Source organism: Enterococcus ureasiticus, assembly GCF_001730285.1.
GTDB classification, from domain to species: Bacteria; Bacillota; Bacilli; order Lactobacillales; family Enterococcaceae; genus Enterococcus_L; species Enterococcus_L ureasiticus.
Genome location: NZ_MIJZ01000012.1, coordinates 1 through 22,522, shown reverse-complemented (window position 1 = coordinate 22,522; position 22,522 = coordinate 1). Strand labels below are relative to the sequence as shown.

Here is a 22,522-nt window from a genome sequence, read left to right as displayed (position 1 = left end):
ATGAAAAAAATAAAAAAATGGATAGTAGATAATCCAGATAAGTTTCAATTATTGTTCTACTACTATTTTAAAGTTAAATATTCAAGAAAAAGGGACCTCAGTACAGATGAGTTTTTTAATAAAATAATGAAAGAATTGAAGAGCAATGGTGCTAAATTTATTGTAGTTGGTACTCCTGAACATGGAAATATTGGAGATGCTGCAATCGTGTATGCGGAATACATGTTTATTAAAAAAGAATTTCCTGAATTTCAATATATTGAAATTCCAGAAATTTATGTCCCAGAGTTTTCAGAAATACTTCCATCTCTAATATCAAAAGAGGACAAGGTATTGTTTCACGGTGGGGGGAATTTAGGTTCATTATATCCGGCTGTAGAAATTGTTCGTGAAAAAGTTGTAAAGAATATGATTGATTGGGAAATTGTATCCTTCCCCCAATCAATCTATTTTGAGCAAACTAAAGTTGGAAAAAAAATGTTAAAATTGAGTAAAAAAAATTATAAAAATCCTAAATGGAGTTTTTTCGCTAGAGAGCCTGTTAGTTTTAGTATAATGAAGGAGAATTATCCAGATTCATTTGTTGAATTAGTTCCTGATATTGTTATGTCCCTTGATATTTCACAAGAATTTGAAAAAAAAGAACGAAAAGGGGTAATTACACTACTTCGAACTGATAATGAAAAAGTGATTTCAAATGAAACAATAGATCAATTAAATGGGATTCTTTTGAAATTTTTTTCAAATGCTATTACTCAAAGTGACACAACATTAGAAGCTGGAAAAACAATTCCACAGAAATCGAGAAAAAAAATATTAGTAGAGAAGTGGAAAGAGATTGCTGAGCATGAACTTGCTATTACAGACAGACTCCATGGCATGATTTTTGCTTTTATTACGAAGACTCCGTGTATCGTTTTCAAAAATGGAAATCATAAGATTGAATCAACGTATCAGCACTGGCTATCAGAATGTGGCTTTATTCGGCTTGTTGATGATCACTCAAATAGTGAGATTGAGTCAATGATTCAAGATGTGCTAAATGCAAAAGATTTTGATTTTTCTTTAAAAGGGGAATATACCCCCTTAATTGAAAGAATTAATAGGATGAATCATGATGAGTAAGTATCAAAAATTAATAAGTAACTCTATTATTTTCACTATTGGTAATTTTGGAAGTAAATTATTGTTGATTTTATTAGTCCCCCTGTATACCTATTCGCTTACTCCGACAGAATATGGATCAGTTGATTTGTTAATGACAACAGTCAGTTTGTTGCTTCCAATCGTATCTTTAAATATTTTTGATGGTGTTATCCGTTTTGTTATGGATAAAAATGAATCGAAAGAGAAAGTTTTTACAAATAGTGTGTTTCTACTTTTTATTATGGCTATTGCTAGTAGTTTAGGAATTATCTGTCTGTCATTTCTTTTTCCATTATCAAATCATTTTTGGTATTACTTATATTGGATATTGATACTACAGGCACTTCAAACAACATTTGCTCAGTTTGCTAGAGGAATTGACAAAATTAAAGTATATGCTCTTAGTGGAGTTCTACTAACATTTGTTACTGCTGTATTAAATATTATTTTACTGGTTATCTTCAAAATGGGGATACAAGGTTATCTTATATCTTTGGTATTAGCAAATATAATAACAATTATATATATTGCTTGTGTACTGAAAATTTGGTCATTTATTCACTTTAACAAATTAGATAAAGAATTGATAAGAAGACTTTTAATTTATAGTCTACCATTAATTCCTAATGCAATTATGTGGTGGTTAATGAACGCGTCAAGCCGATATTTTGTTGTATTTTTTATTGGTAGTTCTGCAAATGGCCTTTTAGCTGTTGCAAATAAAATTCCTAGCTTAGTATCACTTTTAAATACAATTTTTATGCAAGCCTGGCAAATGTCAGCAATTGAAGAATTTGATTCTGAGGATAAGTCGGCATTCTATTCAAAAGTATTTAATTATTTTTCTATTGTAATGCTTTTGGGAGCTTCAGGGTTACTAATGATTTTAAAACCATTAGTAAAATTAGTTATTAATGTGGATTTCTATAATTCTTGGGAGATTGTTCCACCATTATTATTAGCGGTGGTATATTCAAGCTATTCTGGCTTTCTCGGAACAAATTATATTGCTGCTAAAAAAACGCAAGGAGTATTTCTCTCATCAATTATTGGAGCTCTGGCTAGTGTTATTTTAAATCTTTTACTAATTCCATCTATAGGAACAATTGGAGTGGGTATTAGTTCTATGGTTAGCTTTTTTTTAATATTTGTAATCAGATATTTTGATACTAAGAAATTTATTCATATGACAATTAACGTTAAAATTATGCTCATGTTTCATCTAGTAATTGCACTTCAAATCGTTTTTTTGTACTTCTTGGATGGAGTTAAATTGATGATAGTAGAGGTAATATTGTTTTTTTGTACTCTTTCTATTGGTAAAGAGATATTTGTTTTAATCTTTCAATTCTTAAGAGTAAAATTAAATAAAAAAAGATAAAAATTAACACACTTAATTAGGGGAGAGAATGAAAAATATAAAATTATACAGTGTGTTTATTTTTGTTAGTTTGTTGGTGGCGTTCTTTTTTACTAGATTGTTAATCTTGTTAATAGAAAGATACACGCAATTAGTTAAAGTTTTTAATGCAATAAATTCTTCATATTCAATCCTATTCCTAACTTGTTTTTTCATGTCGTTTTTTCTATTGATCCAGTTATATACGAAAAAGATTTTAGCGATTTATAGCTATGCTTTTTATATCTGTTATTTTTGTCTGTTGTTCATATTTCTTTTTCTTAAACAATCAAATAATCATGATGTTAGTTTAAATATTTTAACAGATTGGATGTATGCAGGTGGAATAAGTGAAAGTATATTGAATTTTGTTGGTTTTATCCCTTTTGGTATTTTATTTAAAAGATTGCAGGCTTTACAAACAGTTGTTTTGAGTTTGTTCGTAGTCACAGGAATTGAAACCGCACAATACTATTTTTATGTAGGAACGTTCTCATTATTAGACATTATTTTAAACGTTTCTGGAATGTGTGTGGGCTATTATGTAAGAAGACATTTGAAGAATTTGGAAATAGAGAAAAATAGAATCGCATAAGTTTGTTATTATTTTACAAATACATTAAGATATCATGCCAATTCCCCAAAAAAGTTGCGGCTTGGTTCAAATTGTGAGAAAATAGGTTTCATGAATTATTCTTGCAAAAATGAGGAAGTGTCTTATGAAGTTATGGAAAAAAGTAATATTAACCGCTTTAGGATTAGTTCTTGTTTCAGTTGCAGGTTTCTGCGCATATGGGATTAAAATGTATTCTGATGCATCTGGTACAGTAAAAGGTGTGTATGAATCAATCGACCGGACTTCTAAAAGAAGAGATGCGGCTGTGAATATTGATGCACAAGAACCTTTTTCAGTTTTACTGATGGGAATTGATACTGGTGATTTGGGACGGACAGAACAAGGTCGTTCTGACACGACAATGGTGGTTACGATTAATCCTAAAGAAAAAAAATCTACAATGATTAGTTTGGATCGGGATATTTTAACTAATATCGTTGGATATGGCACAGAAGATAAGTTGAATCACGCCTACGCTTTTGGCGGTGCAAAAATGGCGATTGATACGGTTGAGAATTTATTAGATATACCAATCGACAATTACGTATCGATCAATATGAAAGGTATGAAGGATTTAATTGATGCTGTAGGCGGTATTGAAGTGGATAATCCATTTGAATTTACGTTAGATGGTATTACGGTTCCTAAAGGTCACATCAAGCTTGACAGCGAGACTGGTTTAGCCTATGCGAGGATGCGTGAAGAAGATCCAGAAGGCGATATTGGACGTCAACGCCGTCAAAGAGAAGTTGTTGAAAAAATTGTTAATAAAGTCATCAGTTTAGATGGCGTTTCTAAATACAGAAAGATTTTAGATGCAGTCAAAGAGAATGTGAAGACAGATTTAACTTGGGATAATATGGTAGATATTCAGAAGAAATATATGCCCGCTTTTAAAGATATTGATTCTTTACAATTAGAAGGTGAAGGGCAAGAGATTGGTGGCATCTATTATCAAATTTTAGATCCAACCAAATTATATGATGTTCAAACAAATTTACGGGCTCAATTAGGTTTGCCTGAAAATAAAGATATGCAAGCAAAAGATAATAGTAACTATAATAATTATGTTGGCGGTAATGTGACTGGCTCTTATGGAAGTTCAGACACTGCTAATAATTATGACTATGCTCAAGATGCAGCAAATGTTGATCCGAATTCTTATACAGACCAAAATGTGGCAGATGAAGGACAATATTCAGGTGGTTATTAATAAAAAAACTTCTGTTCTCGAAAGAGAATAGAAGTTTTTTTATTTTATATCCACTTTAGACTAGAAATCTTTTTTATAGGGTGTTATAATTGGACTATACCAAATTTGAACAAAAGGGAGCAATATTCAATGGAAATTATCAAAGTAGCGAACGCAGAAGAAGGCGGAAAGAAAGCATTTGAACTCATTAAAGAAGGCATGAACAATGGTGCAAAAGTTTTAGGTCTTGCGACAGGAAGTACACCTGAGACATTATACAAAGAAATGACTGCAAGTGATTTAGATTTTACAGATATGACTTCTGTAAATTTGGATGAATATGTTGGTTTAGGTGGAGACGATGATCAAAGTTACCGTTACTTTATGAATGATCAATTATTCAATAAAAAACCGTTTAAAAACACATACGTACCAAACGGAAAAGCTGAAGATTTAGCTGCTGAATGTAAGCATTACGAAAGTATTATCGACAGCAATCCAATCGATATCCAAATCTTAGGTATTGGTCAAAATGGACATATTGGTTTCAACGAACCAGGAACTCCTTTAGATAGTCTAACTCATGTAGTTGAATTAACAGAATCTACGATCAATGCGAACAAACGTAATTTTGAAAAAGTAGAAGACGTGCCAACAAGAGCTGTTTCAATGGGAATCGGTTCAATCATGAAAGGTAAAAAAATGATTTTAATGGCATATGGTGAAGCGAAAGCCGATGCGATCAAAGGAATGATCGATGGAGCTGTTTCTGTTGATTTACCAGCAAGTGCTTTGAAAAATCATTCAGATGTTGTTGTCATCATTGATGAGGCTGCAGCAAGTAAATTATAAGAATCAAATGTGTGATCAGGGCTAGCTGCTTCGGTCACACTATTTTTTTATAAAAATGAACATTATTCTCTTAATTTAAATTAGTGATATAATGAAGTAGAAGAGCAATAGGAGGAATGAGTATGACAAATATCGATTTAACGGTTCCTGAAATTATCATACGCTTATGTTTGGCAATGCTAATTGGTGGGGTGATTGGATTTGAGCGGCAATATAAAAATCGACCAGCTGGTATGCGGACGCATATTCTAGTTTGTATGGGGGCTACGATTATCGCATTGATTCAAGTTGAAATTGCTGCAAATGCCTTGAACGATGCGATAAATCATCCAGAATTGTCTGGCGTGATTCGATCAGATCAGGCTCGCCTGATTGCTCAAGTAGTTAGTGGAATTGGTTTTTTAGGTGCGGGAACGATTATTGTGACGAAACAGTCAGTAACAGGGTTGACCACAGCGGCTTCATTATGGGCTATCGCAGGACTTGGAATTGCGATTGGCATGGGTTACTATGCAATTGCCATCACTAGTTTTATCGGTGTATTCATCGCCTTGACATTGGTAAAAAAAGTAATCCACGTTCCGACAACAAAAAAATTAGAGATTCGCTATATACACAAACAGGAAACGAAAGAATTTATCAACCAGTATTTTGAAGAACATAAAATCGAAATCGAAGATGTAAATTTTAATATGGTATTAGCTCAAGATACGCAAATTTATACGAATATTTATACGATTGATTTGCCAAAAGGAATGACCTATGCTGAAGTTATAGAAGATTTATCGATTTATAAAAATATAACTAAGCTGCGTTTGGTAAGTATCTAATCTATTTTTATGAGAATGACTAAAAGAAGGTCCCTTGAAATAGCATCGAGGAAACCTTCTTTTTTAGTATAGCGATTATTGTAGATAAAAAATAAGGATCCAACTTGATAAAACAGTCAAACAACCACTAAAAAAATTGACCCAATCATTTGTCATCCATGAGAGTCCACTGATCTGTTTCGTTTGTTTTAGATGATGTTGTTTTTGTTCTGTTATTTGATCACAGATAGGACAACGGTATTTTGTTTGAAGTGTTGCACCTAATAAACTATCCACAAGAGAATTAAAAACACCACAAATAAGAGGGACGATAACGAATAAACTAGTTGGAAGCTGAAAAATAGGATACCAACTATAAACTAGCCAGAAAACGACTGAAATCAATAGGCTACCAAAGAAAGAAGCAACACTTCCAAGCATAGATACACCACCGGACAATCCAGGTTCAATCTGTTTAAATGACATAATAGAACGAGGAACGCTCTTACTTAAAATTCCGATCTCAGAGCCCCATGTATCAGCAGTTGCTCCAGCAATTCCGCTAACATAACCAATCAAGAATAATTGGTTTTCTGTGTAATAGAAAAGAATTAAAGAAGTAATTGCTGGAAGACTATTAGCAAGTACTTGCCAAGCATCTCTTGTATGATCTTTTTGAACAAGTGATTTAGTTTTAGTCACGTTTATCCTTTTTTTTACCAAATGAATACATCCTGAACTTGCGAAAAATAAAATAAGTAATCCCCAAGTTGGCCATGATCCAAAACCACAAACAACTGTAGCAACAAAGATTAAAGCAAGTGCTCCAGATGTTGTAAGTAGACGAGCGATATAAGAAAACAGAGCAATTATGCTTCCTACAATTAAGCCTAACAGTAATTTATATAATAAAATAGTCATGGTACACCTCATAAAATAATTGCTTTAGTAAAAGCGTTGTGAATAGATTAAGTATATCATGGAAAGCCCATTAATATTAAAGCGAGAAATTCAAACTGTCTAGGAAAAAAATAAGTCTAAGATGAAAACTCAAGAAGTTTTATCCTAGACTTATTTTAGAAAGAATTATTCCATACCAATCAAATAATCGTCATCTTTCATCGCTTCAACAGTTCCTAATAGGTAACCATTACCGACTTGAGAGAAGAAATCGTGATTGCTTGTTCCAGTAGAAATACCATTCATAACAATTGGGTTAACATCATTTGCTGTATCAGCGAATAATGGATCCATACCAAGGTTCATCAAGGCTTTGTTAGCGTTATAACGTAAGAAGGTTTTCACTTCTTCAGTCCAGCCTAAACCATCATATAATTCTTCAGTATAACGTTCTTCATTTTCATACAACTCATAAAGAAGGTTGTACATCCAATCTTTCATTTCATTTTGTTCTGTTTCAGATAATTCATTGAATCCTAATTGGAATTTGTATCCAATGTAAGTCCCATGAACAGACTCATCACGAATAATCAATTTGATGATTTCAGCAACGTTTGCTAGTTTGTTATTTCCTAAATAATAAAGAGGCGTATAAAAACCAGAATAGAATAAGAACGTTTCTAAAAATACGCTCGCCACTTTCTTTTCTAATGGTGTACAGTTTTTATAAATTTCATTGATTTTTTCTGCTTTTGTTTGCAAATAAACATTTGTATTTGTCCATTCAAAGATATCATCGATTTCTTTTTTAGTGTTTAATGTACTGAAGATCGATGAGTAGCTTTTAGCGTGAACAGATTCCATAAATTGGATATTGTTTAAAACCGCTTCTTCATGTGGTGTGCGGACATCATTTCTTAACTGCTCCATACCACTTTCAGACTGAACAGTATCTAACAATGTCAAACCGCCAAAAACGTAGCCTACCGTTGTTTTTTCGAGGTCTGAAAGAGTTCTCCAGTCATCTAGATCATTTGATAAAGGGATACGAGTATCTAACCAAAATTGTTCTGTTAGTTTTTCCCAAGTTGATTTATCGATCACGTCTTCGATGGCGTTCCAGTTTATTGCTTCATAATATCTTGCCATGTATTTTCCTCCTCATTACCTTTACAATAAAATACAGTAAATCATAGAATAAGGCGACCAGAGGGCGCCTTGTTCTGTTGATCCAGCTTCATGAACTAGCTCTTTGGAAAAAAGATGAAAAAGGCTAGTGATAAGGAGCATCACAATCCTTTTTCACTATTTTTCAGTCAGAGCTTGACGAGTTCGTTCCGCTGTTCATTGATCTAGCTTGCTCAAGAGCTAGGTGAGCCTGTTCCGCTTTTCTAGATCACACAGCTTTCACATTGGTTACTACCAATCTCTTCAGCATCATCTGTAAACGTTCGTACGTAATAAATCGATTTAACGCCTTTATGGAAAGCATAGTGGCGTAAAATATTCAGATCACGTGTTGTTTGTTTTGGTGAATCTTTCCATTCGTATAAACCTTCTGGAATTTCAGAACGCATAAACAATGTCAAACTCATTCCTTGATCCACATGTTGTTGTGCTGTTGCATAGACATCGATTACTTTACGCATATCCATGTCATAAGCAGATGTGTAATAAGGAATCGTATCATTTGCTAGATGAGGAGCAGGGTAGTAAATTTTACCGATTTTCTTTTCTTGGCGCTCTTCGATAATACGAGTGATTGGGTGGATACTAGCACTTGTATCATTGATATAAGAAATAGAACCATTAGGTGCTACAGCTAAACGATTTTGGTGGTACAATCCGTCGTTTTTCACTGCATCACGTAAGTTTGCCCAGTCTTCAGAAGTTGGAACAAAAATATCTTTAAAGATTTCTTTGACTTTATCTGATTGAGGAGTGAAATCTCCTTCAATATATTTATCGAAATATGAACCATTAGCATAATCAGATTTTTCAAAATTATGGAATGTTTCGTTGTATTGTTTTGCAATGTTATTACTTTCTACTAAAGTCCAGTAGTTTAATAAAGTAAAGTAAACATTGGTAAAATCAAGTGAGTCTTTAGAGCCATATTCCATATGGTTTTTAGCAAAGAATGTATGCAGACCCATCGCGCCAAGTCCAATTGTATGACTTAATCTATTTCCGTTTTGAATAGAAGGAACGACATCGATATCTGAAGCATCAGTAACAAAAGTTAATGCGCGTGTCATTGCACGAACAGATTTACCAAAATCAGGACTGTCCATCAAGTTGACGATATTTGTTGAACCTAAGTTACAGCTGATATCTGTACCAAGTGTTTCATATTCTTGTTTGCCATTTAAAACAGAAGGTGTTTGAACTTGTAGGATTTCTGAACATAAGTTACTCATAATGATTTTGCCATATGCAGGATTGCTTCTGTTAGCTGTATCGATATTGATGATATATGGGTAGCCAGATTCTTGTTGTAATTTAGAAATTTCATTTTCTAGATTACGTGCTTTGATTTTACGTTTACGAATTTTAGGATTAGCCACTAGATTATCGTATTCCTTGGTAATATCAACGTAAGAGAAAGGCACGCCATACTCACGTTCTACACTATAAGGGCTGAATAAGTACATATCTTCATTATTACGAGCTAACTCATAAAACTTATCAGGAACAACGACACCTAAAGATAAAGTCTTCACACGAACTTTTTCATCCGCATTTTCTTTTTTCGTTGAAAGGAACATTTCAATATCTGGGTGGAAAACGTTTAGGTAAACAACTCCAGCACCTTGACGTTGACCTAATTGATTAGAATAGCTAAAGCTATCTTCGAACAATTTCATAACAGGAACCACGCCACTAGCAGCGCCTTCGTAGCCTTTGATCGGTGCTCCAGCTTCACGTAAGTTTGCTAATGTGATACCCACACCGCCGCCAATACGTGATAATTGTAAAGCAGAGTTGATCGAACGGCCGATGCTGTTCATATCATCTGTCACTTGGATCAAGAAACAAGAAACAAGCTCACCACGACGTTTACGTCCAGCATTTAAGAAAGAAGGTGTCGCAGGTTGGTAACGTTGGTGGATCATTTCATCAGCTAAAACTAAAGCCAATTCTTCGTTGCCATCAGCAAAATACAATGCATTGAAAGCCACACGATCTTCATAGCTTTCTAAGTATTCTGTACCTTCATTGTTTTTAAGTGCATATTGTGAATAAAACTTGTAAGCTGCCATAAATGATTTGAACTCGAAATTTTGCTCATCAAGAAATGTATATAATTGTTCAATAAAAGCCATAGAATATTTTTCGATAAATGCTGTTTCTAAATAATCGTTGTCTATTAAGTATTTGATTTTTTCTTCTATAGTATTGAAGGTTCTTGTATTAGGAAGGACATTTTCTTTGAAGAAAGCTTCCAATGCTTCTTTATCCTTATGTAAAGGAATTTGTCCGTCAACAGGACGGTTGATCTCATTATTCAGCTTAAAATAGCTAACATCTTTAATTTCTTTTAGACTCAAGTTCATTCACTACTTTCTTAAAGGATTCCACGTCTTCGTTCGTACCGCTAAATTCAAAAGCAAAAAGCATTGGAACGTTGTAATCACGTGCTATGTCTTTGGCTGTATATACATATAATTCTGCGAAATTGAGGTTTCCGCCTCCAGCAACGCCTTGTAAGTATTCTCGATTGCTTTTGTAATCAAGAAAATCGTTCACTACTTCAGTGATTTCTTGGTCATAAGTAGGAACAACTAGGACAAAAGGCTCATTTATCTCAAAAAAAGGATTCGCAGGCTCAATTTCGCAAGCTGCTAAATCCAATTTTTTAATGAAGCGTCTGGTTTGTCCGGTAACTGAAAAATAAACAATTTTCATTTTAGCTAGCCAATTGTTTTAATTGATCAGGACGGAATCCTACAACAGTTGTAGCATCAGAAGTGATAACCGGAACACTTTGGAATCCTTGTTCTTTTAACCAATCGATTGCGTCTGGTTGGATATCGATATTTACTTCTTCAAATGCTATATTATTCTCGCTCAAAAAGCGTTTTGCCATTTTACATTGGATACAATTATTTTTAGAAAAGATTTTTACGTTCATTTTTAATTCCCCCTCAATTAGTTTACTTCACTAGTATAAATCTCTCAGGGAAAAAGTCAACACTTAGGCACTACATATTGTGGTTGTTTTTCGATGTAATACCATGTTTTGTGTTTTTGAAAGAAATATGAAAACACGTATTCTCTAGATTTGAGCGACTTTTATGACCATTTTCGTGCTTAAAAAAGAAATTTATTAAATTTTGAATTGGAAATTTTAATTGGCAAAGCACAAGATATAGTGGTAAGTCGATGTAAGACACACTAAAAGAATAGGACTGACTTTGGCTGGAAAATATTTTCTTACTATAGGTAGAAAGGAGATTGATTTAAGTATCACAAACGGGTATACTTAATGAGAACGATTATCAATATCAATGGTAATTTAGATGAAACTTTTTCACATGCTGAAGAAAAAGTTTAAGTATACATGAGCGAGCACTTTTAAAATAGGGAGGACCACCAAATGTTGACATTGGCACAAGCAAAGTTGAATAAGGTTTATACAATCGAAGAGATTCAGGCAGAAGGTTTTGCAAAGAAACATTTGAATAATCTTGGTCTTGTCCCAGGTGGGAAAGTTGTCTTGGTGAATTATTCTAGTGAGAATGGAATTGTTTTGCTGCATAATAGCCGAATTGCGATTAATCTATCTGTGCTGAAACAGATTACAATAGTAGAAAAAAGTATGGATGAAGAAAATTGGCTATCTCTAGATAAGTTAACAGTAGGTGAAAAAGCTCGTGTCATTGGGATTCATGGGCAAGGAGCTGTTAAAAGACGATTGATGGATATGGGGCTGACAAAAGGTGTGGATCTTCTTGTTAGGAAAATGGCACCTTTAGGAGACCCAATTGAAATCAATCTTCGTGGGTACGAACTGACACTAAGAAAAAACGAAGCAGAACTAGTCTTGGTACAGAAAGAAGGATAAGGAATGAAAGAACAACATATTGCTCTGACAGGAAATCCGAATAGTGGGAAGACAACGGCGTTTAATGCACTGACAGGTGCCAATCAATATGTGGGGAATTGGCCGGGCGTTACGGTTGAACGAAAAGAAGGTAAACTGAAAAAAAATAAGCAGATAACGATTCAGGATTTGCCAGGTATTTATTCTCTTTCTCCGTATACACCAGAAGAGGTGGTGGCCAGAGACTATTTACTTAGTGGTAGTCCAGATGTCATTGTAAACATCGTTGATGCTACAAATCTAGAACGGAACTTGTATTTGACGACTCAATTGATGGAGACTGGGATTCCTGTTGTGGTCGGGTTGAATATGATGGATATTTTAGATAAAACTGGAAAAAAAATCAATATTGAAAAACTATCTTATGGTTTAGGTGTAGATGTATTAGGTGTCAGTGCTTTAAAAAATCGTGGACTTGATGATTTAGTAAAAAAAGCAGTTAAAGCAACAGAAGTCTTTCCTCCAGAATTTAACTATCCGACTTATGATAATCGTTTAGAAGCAGCATTAAATGAAATCATGGATGTTTTAGGGAATAGTGTTTTGGAGAAACAAACTCGTTGGTACAGTATCAAATTGTTTGAAAGAGATGCTAGAGTCCGCAAAGAGCTAGAATTGAGTACACTACAGCAAAATGAAATAGAAGAAATTATTAAGATCACAGAACAAATCTTTGGTGATGATAGTGAATCGATCGTCATTAATGAACGATATGAATTTATTACTCGTTTAACGGCTCTTTGTTCAATCGAGAAAAATGAAATTACATTTAGTGCAAGTGATAAAATCGATCGAGTCGTGACGAATCGCTGGCTAGCTTTACCTATTTTTGCTGTGATTATGTGGTTTGTTTATTACTTAGCGATTCAAACAGTCGGAACGATGGGAACAGACTGGATCAATGACGAGTTGTTTGGAAGTCTTGTACCAAATACCGTTGAAAATCTATTAGCTAATTGGCAAGTAGCGCCGTGGATGCAAAGTTTGATTTTAGATGGAATCATTGCTGGCGTTGGAGCTGTACTAGGTTTCTTGCCGCAGTTAGCTGTTTTATTCTTATGTTTAGGTTTCTTGGAAGATTGCGGGTATATGTCAAGAATCGCCTTTGTCATGGATCGTTTGTTTAGAAAATTTGGGCTGTCAGGTAAATCGTTTATTCCGATGTTGATTGCGACAGGTTGTGGGGTGCCAGGTGTCATGGCCAGCCGTACGATCGAAAACGAAAAAGACCGTAAGATGACGATCATGGTTACAACATTTATGCCATGTTCAGCAAAATTGCCGATTATCGCCTTGATTGCTGGAGCCTTTTTCCCGAAAAGTAGTTGGGTTTCACCATCCGCATATTTTATTGGGATAGCCGCAATTGTATTATCGGGCATCGCATTGAAGAAGACACGTTCATTTTCAGGAGATCCAGCTCCGTTTATTATGGAATTACCATCCTATCATATGCCGCAATTGCGCGGTGTTCTCCGTCATGCGTATGATCGTAGTAAATCCTTTGTTAAAAAAGCGGGAACGATTATTTTCGTGATGAGTATCATTATTTGGTTTACATCTACGTATACATTTACTTTACAAGAAGCAGCTGAAGATCAAAGTATTTTGGCAAATTTAGGTAAAGTTATTGCACCACTGTTCGCACCACTTGGTTGGGGAACTTGGCAAGGAGCGGTTGCTACAATTACTGGTTTAGTTGCAAAAGAAAATGTGATTGGCACATTTGGTATTTTGTTTGGACATGTAGGTGAAGTATCTGAGGATGGTGTGGAAGTTTGGTCTGCGTTGCAAGGTGCATTTACACCAGTTGCGGCCTATTCATTTTTAGTATTTAATTTGCTGTGTGCGCCATGTTTTGCAGCGATTGGCGCAATTCGCAGAGAGATGGGCGACTGGAAATGGACCTGGGGTGCGATCGGGTATCAGTGTGGTTTAGCTTATGTTGTTAGTTTTATTATCTATCAATTTGGACACGTTATTTTTGAGAACGGTCAAGTCGGTGCGGGGATAATGATTGCCACACTGTTATTGATCATCATGGGCTATTATTTAGTTAGAAAACCAAAAGTAAAAGAAGAACCAGTTATCACATTGGTAACTTTAGAAAGAGGGTAAGAACATGGCAACGTTTATTTTGGCGGTATTGATTTTTGGCGCAGCTGGATATGTTGTCTATTCTCGAATCAAAAAAGGGAAGAGCTGTGATGATTGTCATACGACTTGCCCCGTAAAAAAAGAACAAGGGAAGTAGAAAAGGTCAGATACAACGAGATAAAACGAACGTAATTTATTTCGTTGTGCCTGATGTTTCCTCTTGAATAAACAACTTTCAAGTGCTACAATATTTAAGTACTAATTATTTGGGTCGTTAGCTCAGTTGGTAGAGCAGCTGACTCTTAATCAGCGGGTCATGGGTTCGAGCCCCTTACGACCCATTGGGTGCCAAACCCACGAGAATGGTATTCTGTCGGCGTCTTCGGACGTTTAGAAGATGGAATATGCATTCTCTTTTTTGTTTATTTTGATTTGTTCTTTGTAATAATCATATGAAGTGAGTATTCCGTTATTTAATGATAAACTAAATAAAAGAAACATCTAGGAGGGGAAAAGAATGAAAAAGAAATTTATCTATTCATTTATATTACTAGCAGGATTAACGCTAGCTGCTTGTGGAGGAAAAGGCAAGACTGTTGAAAGTTCAACTACAGCTAAAAGTACTGAAAAAACCAGCCAAACCACCACTACAACCAGTAAAACTACTACAAAATCTAGTACCAGCCAAAGCTCAACAAAACCGTCTTCATCAGAAACAAAGACAAGCGAAAGCCAATCTGCTGTGAAATCAGATAATAATACACCTGCAAAACAGGCAGACGCTGTTTTAAATCAGTTAAATAAAGATTTTCCAAACAACCAATTACCACAAGCGATATTAACAAGCCAAACAGCTGAGTATTTGACAGCAGCAACGACAAGTGCTGCTGATCAAGGGAATTTCAGAATCTTATATTATGCTGAAGATCATGGAATTACGGTCAATAATCTTGCAGTCAATGACTTACAACCCATTGCTTCATTCGAAAAAAAATCTTATGGTTCCAATGATGAAGCTGCTGGTGCTGTGAATCAAATTATTGATAATGGTGGAAGAAAAATCGATTTAGGTTATGGAATTACAGGTTATCAACAAGGTGCCGCAGGTTCTAGTTTCTTAACATGGCAAGAAGGAAATTGGAGTATGGTCGTTAGAGCATCAAATATTGGTGGAGAAGTTGCTGAACCGTTAGCTAAAGAATCCGTTGCTTATTTAGAAACAGCAATGCTCCCAGCTCCTCAAAACGTGGGGCAGATTTCTTTAACAGCTAGTATAAGCGATAGCTACCAAAATAATTCAGTTGTTTGGCAAAAAGGGACCACAGTTTACACGATTCAACACTTCGATGCCCTACAAGCACTCAAGATGACTGTATCGACAAATCAATGATCCTAATAATTATTTTCTAACGAAAACAAAAGAAGTATTATTGGGTTAATAGGAATTTCTACTAATCAAAAAATAATGAGGAAAGCCTTGTGCCTATTATTTGTTTAAAGAAAGATTGATTTTCAAGGAAAAAATAAAGCAGAATCAGCATTGACGAAACATTCACTCATCTTGTACAATGAGTACATGATAGAAGTGAAATAATAAAATAAAAAAAGGCACTTCACAGTTTGGTGGCCGCCAAACTATGAAGCCCTGAAAAGTCAGCAGACACTGACCGATCAAGTTGCCCTCGTCAATGCAAAAGCACTGACATGATTTATTGTACTCAATTTTTAGGAAAATATCTACCCCTAAAAATACACGAGATAATGAACATGCCAGCGTTTACTTATTGAACGATACAACGGTATTGGAAGGAATTCTGATACCGTTTTTTATTTTTCACTTCTATCTCTTCTTTTAGATATCCTTGTTGATCGTACATATATATTGGAGGTAAGTATGATTTAACGATTTGGGGTATGTTGAATAAAGTTTACCACTATAGGCATTTGATTTATCTATTGGGGAAGAAAATCAACGACTGAAAAAATGTGCTCATTTAAAATCAGAAGAAACTCTTTTTTGCCTATAGTGGTAGCTTTAAACATAAGTATAGGAATATGTCGTATACTTTAAACTTATTATAATAGAAGAATTACGTCAGACGCAATTGAAACGCCGTTAAAAATATAAAAAGGAACAGAACCCTTTGTTTAACTACCAAATAATCTTGGTATGATAAGGTTCTGCTCTTTTTTTATTTATTGTGTAATACTACTTTTATCGGGCTGAGAATGAGCTAAACGACTAGCCGCCGCCGCTGCAATGGCACCAACGATATCATCTAAAAAAGTATGAACTTGTGGTCCTTCATGAGAGTTCAACTTGGCTAAAATACCAGGTTTTACTTTATCGATATAGCCGTAATTTGTAAAACCAATCGAACCATAAACGTTAACGATTGAAAGAGCTAAAATTTCATCAATACCGTAAAGACCTTCATCTTCTTCTAAAATTTCTTGTAAGGGATGAAGTAATTTTTTTTCTTCAGCTAAAATATCTAACTGAATCCCCGTAATAATTGTATTATGCACTTCCCGTTTTGATAAAACACTATCAATATGTTCGATACAAGTCGCTAAATCAAGATCTTCAATATAGGGCTTTTGTAAAAATAAAACCAATTCTGCCAAATCCTCCATCTCAACACCACGTTCTTTTAATAATTGACGTGCTTTTTGCTCTAATGTTTCCCCTTTTATTACCAAAATAAAAACCTCCAATGCGTCATTTTTAAACTTAGAATACATCAATGGTATACTATCTAAAGAGAAAAATGCAAGGAGAAGATCAATGAACCCACTAATAGAATGTTGTGAACAAAATTTAGCTAAAGGTGCAGAGCTGTTGTTGAATGACCCATTTATCGAAGAAAACGGTGATGTGATCTCTTATTCCTGTATGAATGAATGTGTCCTTTGCGCACAAACATTTTTTGTTTTGTTTGAAGGAGAACGAATTACTGGTACCACACCAGAAGAGCTGGTTGAAAATATAAAAAAAGCCATTCTATTATGGCAGGAAGATATGGGGTAAAAAAATAGAACGTGCCGTTAAAAGGCACGTTCTATTTTTTTTAAAGCATTTTTGCTTCTTTTCCTTCAAATAAACTAGTACTATGCATTGGCTGAGTCCTTGTATCTGGTTTAATATAGTGAAGGGCATTGTTGACAGCAGTCGGTGCTTCACCAAAGCCTGTTGCAATCAGTTTTACTTTGCCATCATAATTACAGATATCACCAACGGCGTAAACACCAGGAATATTTGTCGACATATCTGAGTTGACTTCGATTGCATTTCGACTAACATCTAATCCCCAGTCCTTTAAGTGACCTAAAGATGAAGTAAAGCCATAATTGATGATCAAAGAATCTAAATCAAGTTTTTCAAAATTATCTGCTTTTGTTTCTTTCAATTGAATCCCTTTGAATGAGTCATTCTCGACTAACAGTTGGTCAATAACGTAAGGTGTATAAATGGACACCTCAGAATTTTTTAAATTATCCACACTGTGTTCATGTCCGCGAAACTCAGGACGACGATGGATGATCGACACTTCTTCTGCAATAGGTTCTAACATCAAAGCCCAATCAATTGCAGAATCACCGCCACCAGCTATAGCAACTTTTTTTCCAGAAAATTTATTCATATCTGTAACGTAATAATGAACATGATTTCCTTCAAGTTCCTCTGCGCCATCAATCGTTAGACGTCGAGGTTGGAACGAACCATTTCCGATAGCAAAGATGACCGCTTTAGAATAGTGAACGCCTTTTGAGGTTTCAATGCGCAAGTAACCATCTTCTTGAACTAGATTTCTCACTTCTTCTTCTAAACACGTTTCATGAGCAAATGGCGCGATTTGTTTCTCTAGATTTTCAATCAACTCACTGGCTTTAATTGCAGGGAAACCAGGAACATCATAAATATATTTTTCAGGATAAAGCGTAGACAGCTGTCCGCCAAGCTGAGGCAAACTATCAATAATTTTAGTTTTCGCTTTACGAATCCCTGCATAAAAAGCAGCGAAAAGACCGACAGGGCCTGCGCCAACAATGGTTAGATCATAAATGTTTTTTGAATCAGACATCAAAATTTCCTCCAGTTTCTATAATAAAAAAGTTTTCATCTATATAAAATGAAACCAAAAATGTAGTATATCGTTTTTCACAAAATATCACTTGTAACAGAAAAAAGCAAGTGGGAGTTTGTGAAAAAAAGTTTCTCTTTAAAGAGTATCAAAGATAATGGAATTTTCAAGTGAAGTTGTTTATGATATTATAAGGAAGTAAAAATTAACGAGGAGGAAATAACTATGTCAGAATTTCCACAATTAGATTTAACAAATGTAAAAGGCCCTAAAGCTGTGATAAAAACCAACCGCGGAGATATTACGGTTCAACTTTTCCCAGAACAAGCACCAAAAACAGTTGAAAACTTTGTTCAACTATCAAAAAAAGGCTATTACGATGGTGTGATTTTCCACCGTGTCATCCCTGATTTCATGATTCAAGGTGGCGATCCTACTGGAACAGGTATGGGTGGCGAAAGTATCTATGGCGAAAAATTTGAAGATGAATTTTCTAAAGATGTTTTCAATTTGCGTGGTGCACTATCAATGGCAAATGCTGGACCAAACACTAACGGTAGCCAATTTTTTATCGTTAATAACCAAAATGTTCCAGCAAACATGATGGGACAACTAGAAGGTGCGGGTTTTCCAGAAGAAGTGATTGAAGCCTATAAAAAAGGTGGAACTCCATGGTTGGATTTCCGTCATACAGTTTTTGGCCATGTGGTAGAAGGCATGGATGTTGTAGATGAAATTGGCGGAGTGCAAAAAGACGCTCAAGATCGACCAACATTTGATGTAGTTATCGATAAAGTAGAAATCAGCGAATAAAAGTATATTGATCAATTAAAAAAGTGAAGCTTAAACGATTATCAGTTTAGGCTTCACTTTTTATCTTATTCAAAAGAATGTTTGATTCTACGCAAACCCTCTAAGAGTGTTTCTTTTGGACAAGCAACATTTAAGCGCATATGCTGTGTGCCATTGGGGCCGAAAGTGATGCCAGGATTCAGTACGACTTTACCTTTATGAACTAGTTGGTTTTGTAGTTTTGCATCAGTTAAACCAAAAGCAGAAAAGTCTAACCAGATCAAGTAAGTCCCTTCTGGCCGCATCATTTTTACTTCAGGAAGTTCTGTTTTTAAGAACTCACTAACCGTATCGATATTTTCTGTTAGATAAACGAGTAATTCCTTTAACCAAGTATCACCATTCTGATAAGCAGCCTCTGTTCCTACATAGCCGAAAATATTGATTTCATTCTGAAAATTACGTTCCTGAGCTTCAACGAACTGCTTCCGCAGATCAGGATTTTCTATGAAAATCATTGAGTTTTTAATACCAGCTAAGTTGAAAGTTTTGGTCGCAGCTGTCAACGTAATAGAGAAATCTTTGAATGTCGAATGAACATTTGAGAATGTTGTAAATACATGAGGAGCAAAAATCAAATCTTGATGGATCTCATCACTGATAACGAGTACATCATATTTTGCACATAATTTACCAAACGCTTCAAGCTCACTCTTTGTCCAAACACGTCCGCCTGGATTGTGAGGGTTACAAAGGATAAACAGTCGAACATTTTCAGCAACGATTTGTTTTTCCATCTCTTCCAGATCCATAATAAAGTGCCCGTGCTCTGTTAACAATTGGCTACGAATTAGTTTACGGTTATTTTGTTCAACAACTTTAGCAAATGGAGGATAAACTGGGTCGTGGATCAAAATAGCATCACCTGGTTCAGAGTATGCTTGAATAGCTAAAGAGAGACTTGGCACAACACCACTATTAAAAAGAATCGCATCTTTACTGATTGAATAATCGTGATGTCGCTTTTGCCAACTTTGAATGGCTTTGTATAATGAATCGGGAGCTGGAGAGTAACCCAAAATACCTTGTTCAGCTGTTTTCTTTAAGGCACTTAGGACAGGTGGGTTCGCTTTGAAATCCATATCGGCTATCCACAAGGGCAACAAGCCATCTTCTCCATACGTATCTGTAATAGAATCCCATTTAGAACAATTTGTATTACGGCGGTCATAGACTGTATCAAATTCTACCATTCAATTCTTCCTTCCTATATGAAAATATTTTTCGTTAAACAAGACGTAACTATAGTATAATAGAGTTTCAATAAAATATGAACAAAAAGAATTAATAATATAATAGTAGAAATAAATTCATGCACTTTTTAATGGAACATGATATCATTTTAAATGAGAAAATCATTTTGATGGGAATAATGAAAAGAGGATAATAGTATGGAATACAAAATAGGGATGATCCTTGATGGAACAATTACAGGTCTACAGCCTTATGGGGCTTTTGTTTCACTAAGTGATACGGTCCAAGGATTGATACACGTCTCAGAGGTACAAGCGGGCTACACCAAAAATATTCATAGTTTATTAACAGTTGGTCAAAAAGTCCAAGTCCAAGTAATCGATATAGATGAGTATTCAAAAAAAATCAGTTTGTCTTTAAGAACATTAGAGACTCAAATACAGCCGCCAAACCATCGACGCAAAAGATATTTCACGAATAAAAATAAAAAAATTGGCTTTGAAACTTTGGAAAAAGAGCTTCCTATCTGGACTGATGAAGCAATGGATGCACTACTCGAGAAATAATTCTGTTTTTTTTCAGAAAATATGGTACAATTTTCCTAGTTCATGAAAACAAAAATTAATTGAGGTGGATGTTTTGTCTAACAAAAAAGTCGCTGGTACTATTATGCTGAACCTGAATGATGGTTCGAAGAAGTTTCTTGTTCATCCAGTTGGTGAGTCAATGGCGTTTGTTACAGCAAAAGTTTCTGAAGATATGACGGGATTAGCGAGTATGTTGCAGGTTTTCAAAGAAGAGATTCAACTAGATGTTACTTCAATTAATTTAGTCGAGTTAACAAATGCACATACAGATGCTGAAAATATGCCTTTATTTGTATTTGAAATGAATGAAGATCATGTAGTTCCTTCTATTGATGATAGATATGTATGGGAAAAACCATCTGAATTAAAAACTTTATTAGCTTCTTACGATATTGAAGGAGTCCCGATGTTTTAAAATTAAATAGATACATAAGAATAAGAGGACACTGCAACACTATACCTTTTTATTCCAGATTAAATAGACGGGACAAAACTATATACTAGTTTTGTCCCGTCTATTTTTAAATAAAATATGATAGGAGATAACGACTATGAAATTAAAACAAGCGACAATAGAAGAAACTCAACTAGCAATGTCCTTATTGAAAGAAAGTGCTGAATGGCTGAAAGAAACAGGTAGTAATCAATGGTCAGATGTTTTACAAGGAGAAGATCGACATGGATTAGCAGATGCTGTTGCCAAAGGAGAAGTCTATTTCTTCTATAATAGTAAGAATCAATTGGTAGGAATGGCAGCTGCTTGGAAAACTCCGACTGAGTGGGATAAACTACTTTGGGAAAATGTTGGATTCAATCAATCTGCATGTTACCTTCATCGCATAATTGTTCGCCCAGCATACAGAGGGAAAGCTTATGGGCGAGAATTGTTGAGTTCGTTAAAACGAAAGTTTAGAGATGAAGTATCGGAGTTACGTCTAGATTGTTTAGCTAGTAATCAGAAGTTAATACAGTTCTATCGAGGAAATGACTTCATTAACATTGGTAGTTCAAAAGATTTGAATGAAATTAAATTCGAACTATTTTCATATGAATTATAAAAAACAATCGTGATTAATTGGCATTTCGCTAAAAAAAATAGGACTAAATCAGTTTTGTCTCATAAAGACGAAAGTACGATGTATAATAATAAAATTAGATAAAAAACTTTTTAATTTCTTTCGAGAAAATGGTTGACCAATAAAGAAAAACTTGTTATATTATATCTTGTCGCAAGGCACTGATGTAACACGCTGAACGATAAGAATAATATAACAGTCTGAGTTTGAAAAAAACTTTGACAATCAGCGAAATAGTTGTTGACAAATAACAACAGTCCTGATAAACTAGTGAAGTTGTCATCGGAAACAATGACGATTAACTAAAATAGAATAACAATTCAGGTTTAAAAAAACTTGAAAAATCAGTAAGAAAGTTGTTGACAAACAGCGAGTAACCTGATAAACTAATGAAGTTGTCGCGAAACATTCGATAACATCAAGCAGAAAAAACTTTGAAACTTTTTTAAAAAAGTGTTGACATCAAATCGAAGATTTGATATGATATAAAAGTTGCTGCGAGGTAATACAGTAGACCTTTGAAAACTGAACAAAGTAAGACGAACCAAATGTGTAGGTTGTTTTTACAACGGTAAAAACAAACAACAATTTTTAACAAAAGCGAAGCAAT

General features: G+C 34.7%; 23 protein-coding genes and 1 tRNA gene. 16 read left to right on the top strand and 8 right to left on the bottom strand.

Annotated features, from left to right (window positions below; all coding sequences use genetic code 11):
• The 6 genes from BCR21_RS06190 (at position 1) to BCR21_RS06165 (ending at position 6,035) form a co-directional block, all read left to right on the top strand.
• Complete coding sequence (locus BCR21_RS06190) at positions 1-1,125, top strand: polysaccharide pyruvyl transferase family protein (protein ID WP_069645614.1); 1,125 nt, start codon at positions 1-3, stop codon at positions 1,123-1,125.
• Complete coding sequence (locus tag BCR21_RS06185) at positions 1,118-2,527, top strand: lipopolysaccharide biosynthesis protein (protein ID WP_069645613.1); 1,410 nt, start codon at positions 1,118-1,120, stop codon at positions 2,525-2,527. Before BCR21_RS06190 ends, BCR21_RS06185 begins: the two co-directional genes overlap by 8 nt.
• Before the next feature lie 28 nt (positions 2,528-2,555).
• Positions 2,556-3,140: a VanZ family protein gene (locus BCR21_RS06180; RefSeq protein WP_069645612.1), complete on the top strand. Its 585-nt coding sequence runs from the start codon at positions 2,556-2,558 to the stop codon at positions 3,138-3,140.
• Positions 3,141-3,264: 124 nt separating this feature from the next.
• Positions 3,265-4,374 (top strand): LCP family glycopolymer transferase, encoded by a 1,110-nt coding sequence (locus tag BCR21_RS06175; protein ID WP_069645611.1) that lies wholly within the window; start codon positions 3,265-3,267, stop codon positions 4,372-4,374.
• 129 nt (positions 4,375-4,503) lie between these two features.
• Positions 4,504-5,205 carry a glucosamine-6-phosphate deaminase gene (gene nagB, locus BCR21_RS06170; RefSeq protein WP_069645610.1) on the top strand — a complete coding sequence of 234 codons (702 nt, stop codon included), beginning with the start codon at positions 4,504-4,506 and terminating at the stop codon, positions 5,203-5,205.
• Positions 5,206-5,327: 122 nt separating this feature from the next.
• The gene (locus tag BCR21_RS06165) at positions 5,328-6,035 is read left to right on the top strand and encodes an MgtC/SapB family protein (protein WP_069645609.1); all 708 of its coding nucleotides are present in this window, start codon (positions 5,328-5,330) and stop codon (positions 6,033-6,035) included.
• Positions 6,036-6,110: 75 nt separating this feature from the next.
• Here BCR21_RS06165 and BCR21_RS06160 read toward each other — a convergent pair whose 3' ends face one another.
• The 5 genes from BCR21_RS06160 to nrdH form a co-directional block, all read right to left on the bottom strand.
• Positions 6,111-6,935, bottom strand: a complete 825-nt coding sequence (locus BCR21_RS06160) for a DUF92 domain-containing protein (protein WP_069645608.1) — start codon at positions 6,933-6,935, stop codon at positions 6,111-6,113.
• A 165-nt stretch (positions 6,936-7,100) separates the two neighbouring features.
• The gene (nrdF, locus tag BCR21_RS06155; RefSeq protein ID WP_069645607.1) at positions 7,101-8,063 is read right to left on the bottom strand and encodes a class 1b ribonucleoside-diphosphate reductase subunit beta; all 963 of its coding nucleotides are present in this window, start codon (positions 8,061-8,063) and stop codon (positions 7,101-7,103) included.
• Positions 8,064-8,305: 242 nt separating this feature from the next.
• Positions 8,306-10,465, bottom strand: a complete 2,160-nt coding sequence (gene nrdE / locus BCR21_RS06150) for a class 1b ribonucleoside-diphosphate reductase subunit alpha (protein WP_069646026.1) — start codon at positions 10,463-10,465, stop codon at positions 8,306-8,308.
• Positions 10,446-10,823 carry a class Ib ribonucleoside-diphosphate reductase assembly flavoprotein NrdI gene (gene nrdI / locus BCR21_RS06145; protein WP_025871456.1) on the bottom strand — a complete coding sequence of 126 codons (378 nt, stop codon included), beginning with the start codon at positions 10,821-10,823 and terminating at the stop codon, positions 10,446-10,448. Before nrdI ends, nrdE begins: the two co-directional genes overlap by 20 nt.
• 1 nt (position 10,824) lies before the next feature.
• Positions 10,825-11,049, bottom strand: a complete 225-nt coding sequence (gene nrdH, locus BCR21_RS06140) for a glutaredoxin-like protein NrdH (RefSeq protein ID WP_010760423.1) — start codon at positions 11,047-11,049, stop codon at positions 10,825-10,827.
• 465 nt (positions 11,050-11,514) lie between these two features.
• On the opposite strand from nrdH, the gene BCR21_RS06135 reads away from it, so the two are divergent.
• The 5 genes from BCR21_RS06135 (at position 11,515) to BCR21_RS06120 (ending at position 15,508) form a co-directional block, all read left to right on the top strand.
• The gene (locus tag BCR21_RS06135) at positions 11,515-11,982 is read left to right on the top strand and encodes a FeoA family protein (protein ID WP_069645606.1); all 468 of its coding nucleotides are present in this window, start codon (positions 11,515-11,517) and stop codon (positions 11,980-11,982) included.
• 3 nt (positions 11,983-11,985) lie between these two features.
• Positions 11,986-14,139: a ferrous iron transport protein B gene (gene feoB / locus BCR21_RS06130; RefSeq protein WP_069645605.1), complete on the top strand. Its 2,154-nt coding sequence runs from the start codon at positions 11,986-11,988 to the stop codon at positions 14,137-14,139.
• A gap of 4 nt (positions 14,140-14,143) precedes the next feature.
• Positions 14,144-14,275, top strand: coding sequence for a FeoB-associated Cys-rich membrane protein (locus BCR21_RS16615; RefSeq protein ID WP_084013245.1), 132 nt, complete (start codon positions 14,144-14,146; stop codon positions 14,273-14,275).
• A gap of 111 nt (positions 14,276-14,386) precedes the next feature.
• A tRNA-Lys gene (locus BCR21_RS06125) sits at positions 14,387-14,459 on the top strand.
• A gap of 176 nt (positions 14,460-14,635) precedes the next feature.
• Entirely contained in the window at positions 14,636-15,508 is an 873-nt protein-coding gene (locus BCR21_RS06120) for a hypothetical protein (protein WP_069645604.1), read from the top strand.
• An 806-nt stretch (positions 15,509-16,314) separates the two neighbouring features.
• On the opposite strand, the gene BCR21_RS06115 is transcribed toward BCR21_RS06120, so the two are convergent.
• Positions 16,315-16,821, bottom strand: a complete 507-nt coding sequence (locus BCR21_RS06115) for a phosphatidylglycerophosphatase A family protein (RefSeq protein WP_069645603.1) — start codon at positions 16,819-16,821, stop codon at positions 16,315-16,317.
• Positions 16,822-16,906: 85 nt separating this feature from the next.
• Between BCR21_RS06115 and BCR21_RS06110 the strand changes: the two genes are divergently transcribed.
• On the top strand, positions 16,907-17,149 hold the full coding sequence (locus tag BCR21_RS06110) for a DUF1450 domain-containing protein (protein WP_069645602.1): 243 nt from the start codon (positions 16,907-16,909) through the stop codon (positions 17,147-17,149).
• 40 nt (positions 17,150-17,189) lie between these two features.
• On the opposite strand, the gene BCR21_RS06105 is transcribed toward BCR21_RS06110, so the two are convergent.
• Positions 17,190-18,203, bottom strand: coding sequence for an NAD(P)/FAD-dependent oxidoreductase (locus tag BCR21_RS06105; RefSeq protein ID WP_069645601.1), 1,014 nt, complete (start codon positions 18,201-18,203; stop codon positions 17,190-17,192).
• Positions 18,204-18,428: 225 nt separating this feature from the next.
• On the opposite strand from BCR21_RS06105, the gene BCR21_RS06100 reads away from it, so the two are divergent.
• A complete protein-coding gene (locus tag BCR21_RS06100) occupies positions 18,429-19,016 on the top strand; it encodes a peptidylprolyl isomerase (RefSeq protein ID WP_069645600.1) in 588 nt (195 codons plus the stop codon).
• Between the two features lie 65 nt (positions 19,017-19,081).
• Here BCR21_RS06100 and BCR21_RS06095 read toward each other — a convergent pair whose 3' ends face one another.
• Positions 19,082-20,248, bottom strand: coding sequence for a MalY/PatB family protein (locus tag BCR21_RS06095; RefSeq protein ID WP_069645599.1), 1,167 nt, complete (start codon positions 20,246-20,248; stop codon positions 19,082-19,084).
• Positions 20,249-20,446: 198 nt separating this feature from the next.
• Between BCR21_RS06095 and BCR21_RS06090 the strand changes: the two genes are divergently transcribed.
• The 3 genes from BCR21_RS06090 (at position 20,447) to BCR21_RS06080 (ending at position 21,894) form a co-directional block, all read left to right on the top strand.
• The gene (locus BCR21_RS06090; protein WP_069645598.1) at positions 20,447-20,815 is read left to right on the top strand and encodes a CvfD/Ygs/GSP13 family RNA-binding post-transcriptional regulator; all 369 of its coding nucleotides are present in this window, start codon (positions 20,447-20,449) and stop codon (positions 20,813-20,815) included.
• Between the two features lie 64 nt (positions 20,816-20,879).
• Complete coding sequence (locus tag BCR21_RS06085; protein ID WP_205684833.1) at positions 20,880-21,251, top strand: hypothetical protein; 372 nt, start codon at positions 20,880-20,882, stop codon at positions 21,249-21,251.
• Between the two features lie 136 nt (positions 21,252-21,387).
• On the top strand, positions 21,388-21,894 hold the full coding sequence (locus BCR21_RS06080; protein WP_069645596.1) for a GNAT family N-acetyltransferase: 507 nt from the start codon (positions 21,388-21,390) through the stop codon (positions 21,892-21,894).
• The last annotated feature ends 628 nt before the right edge of the window (positions 21,895-22,522 follow it).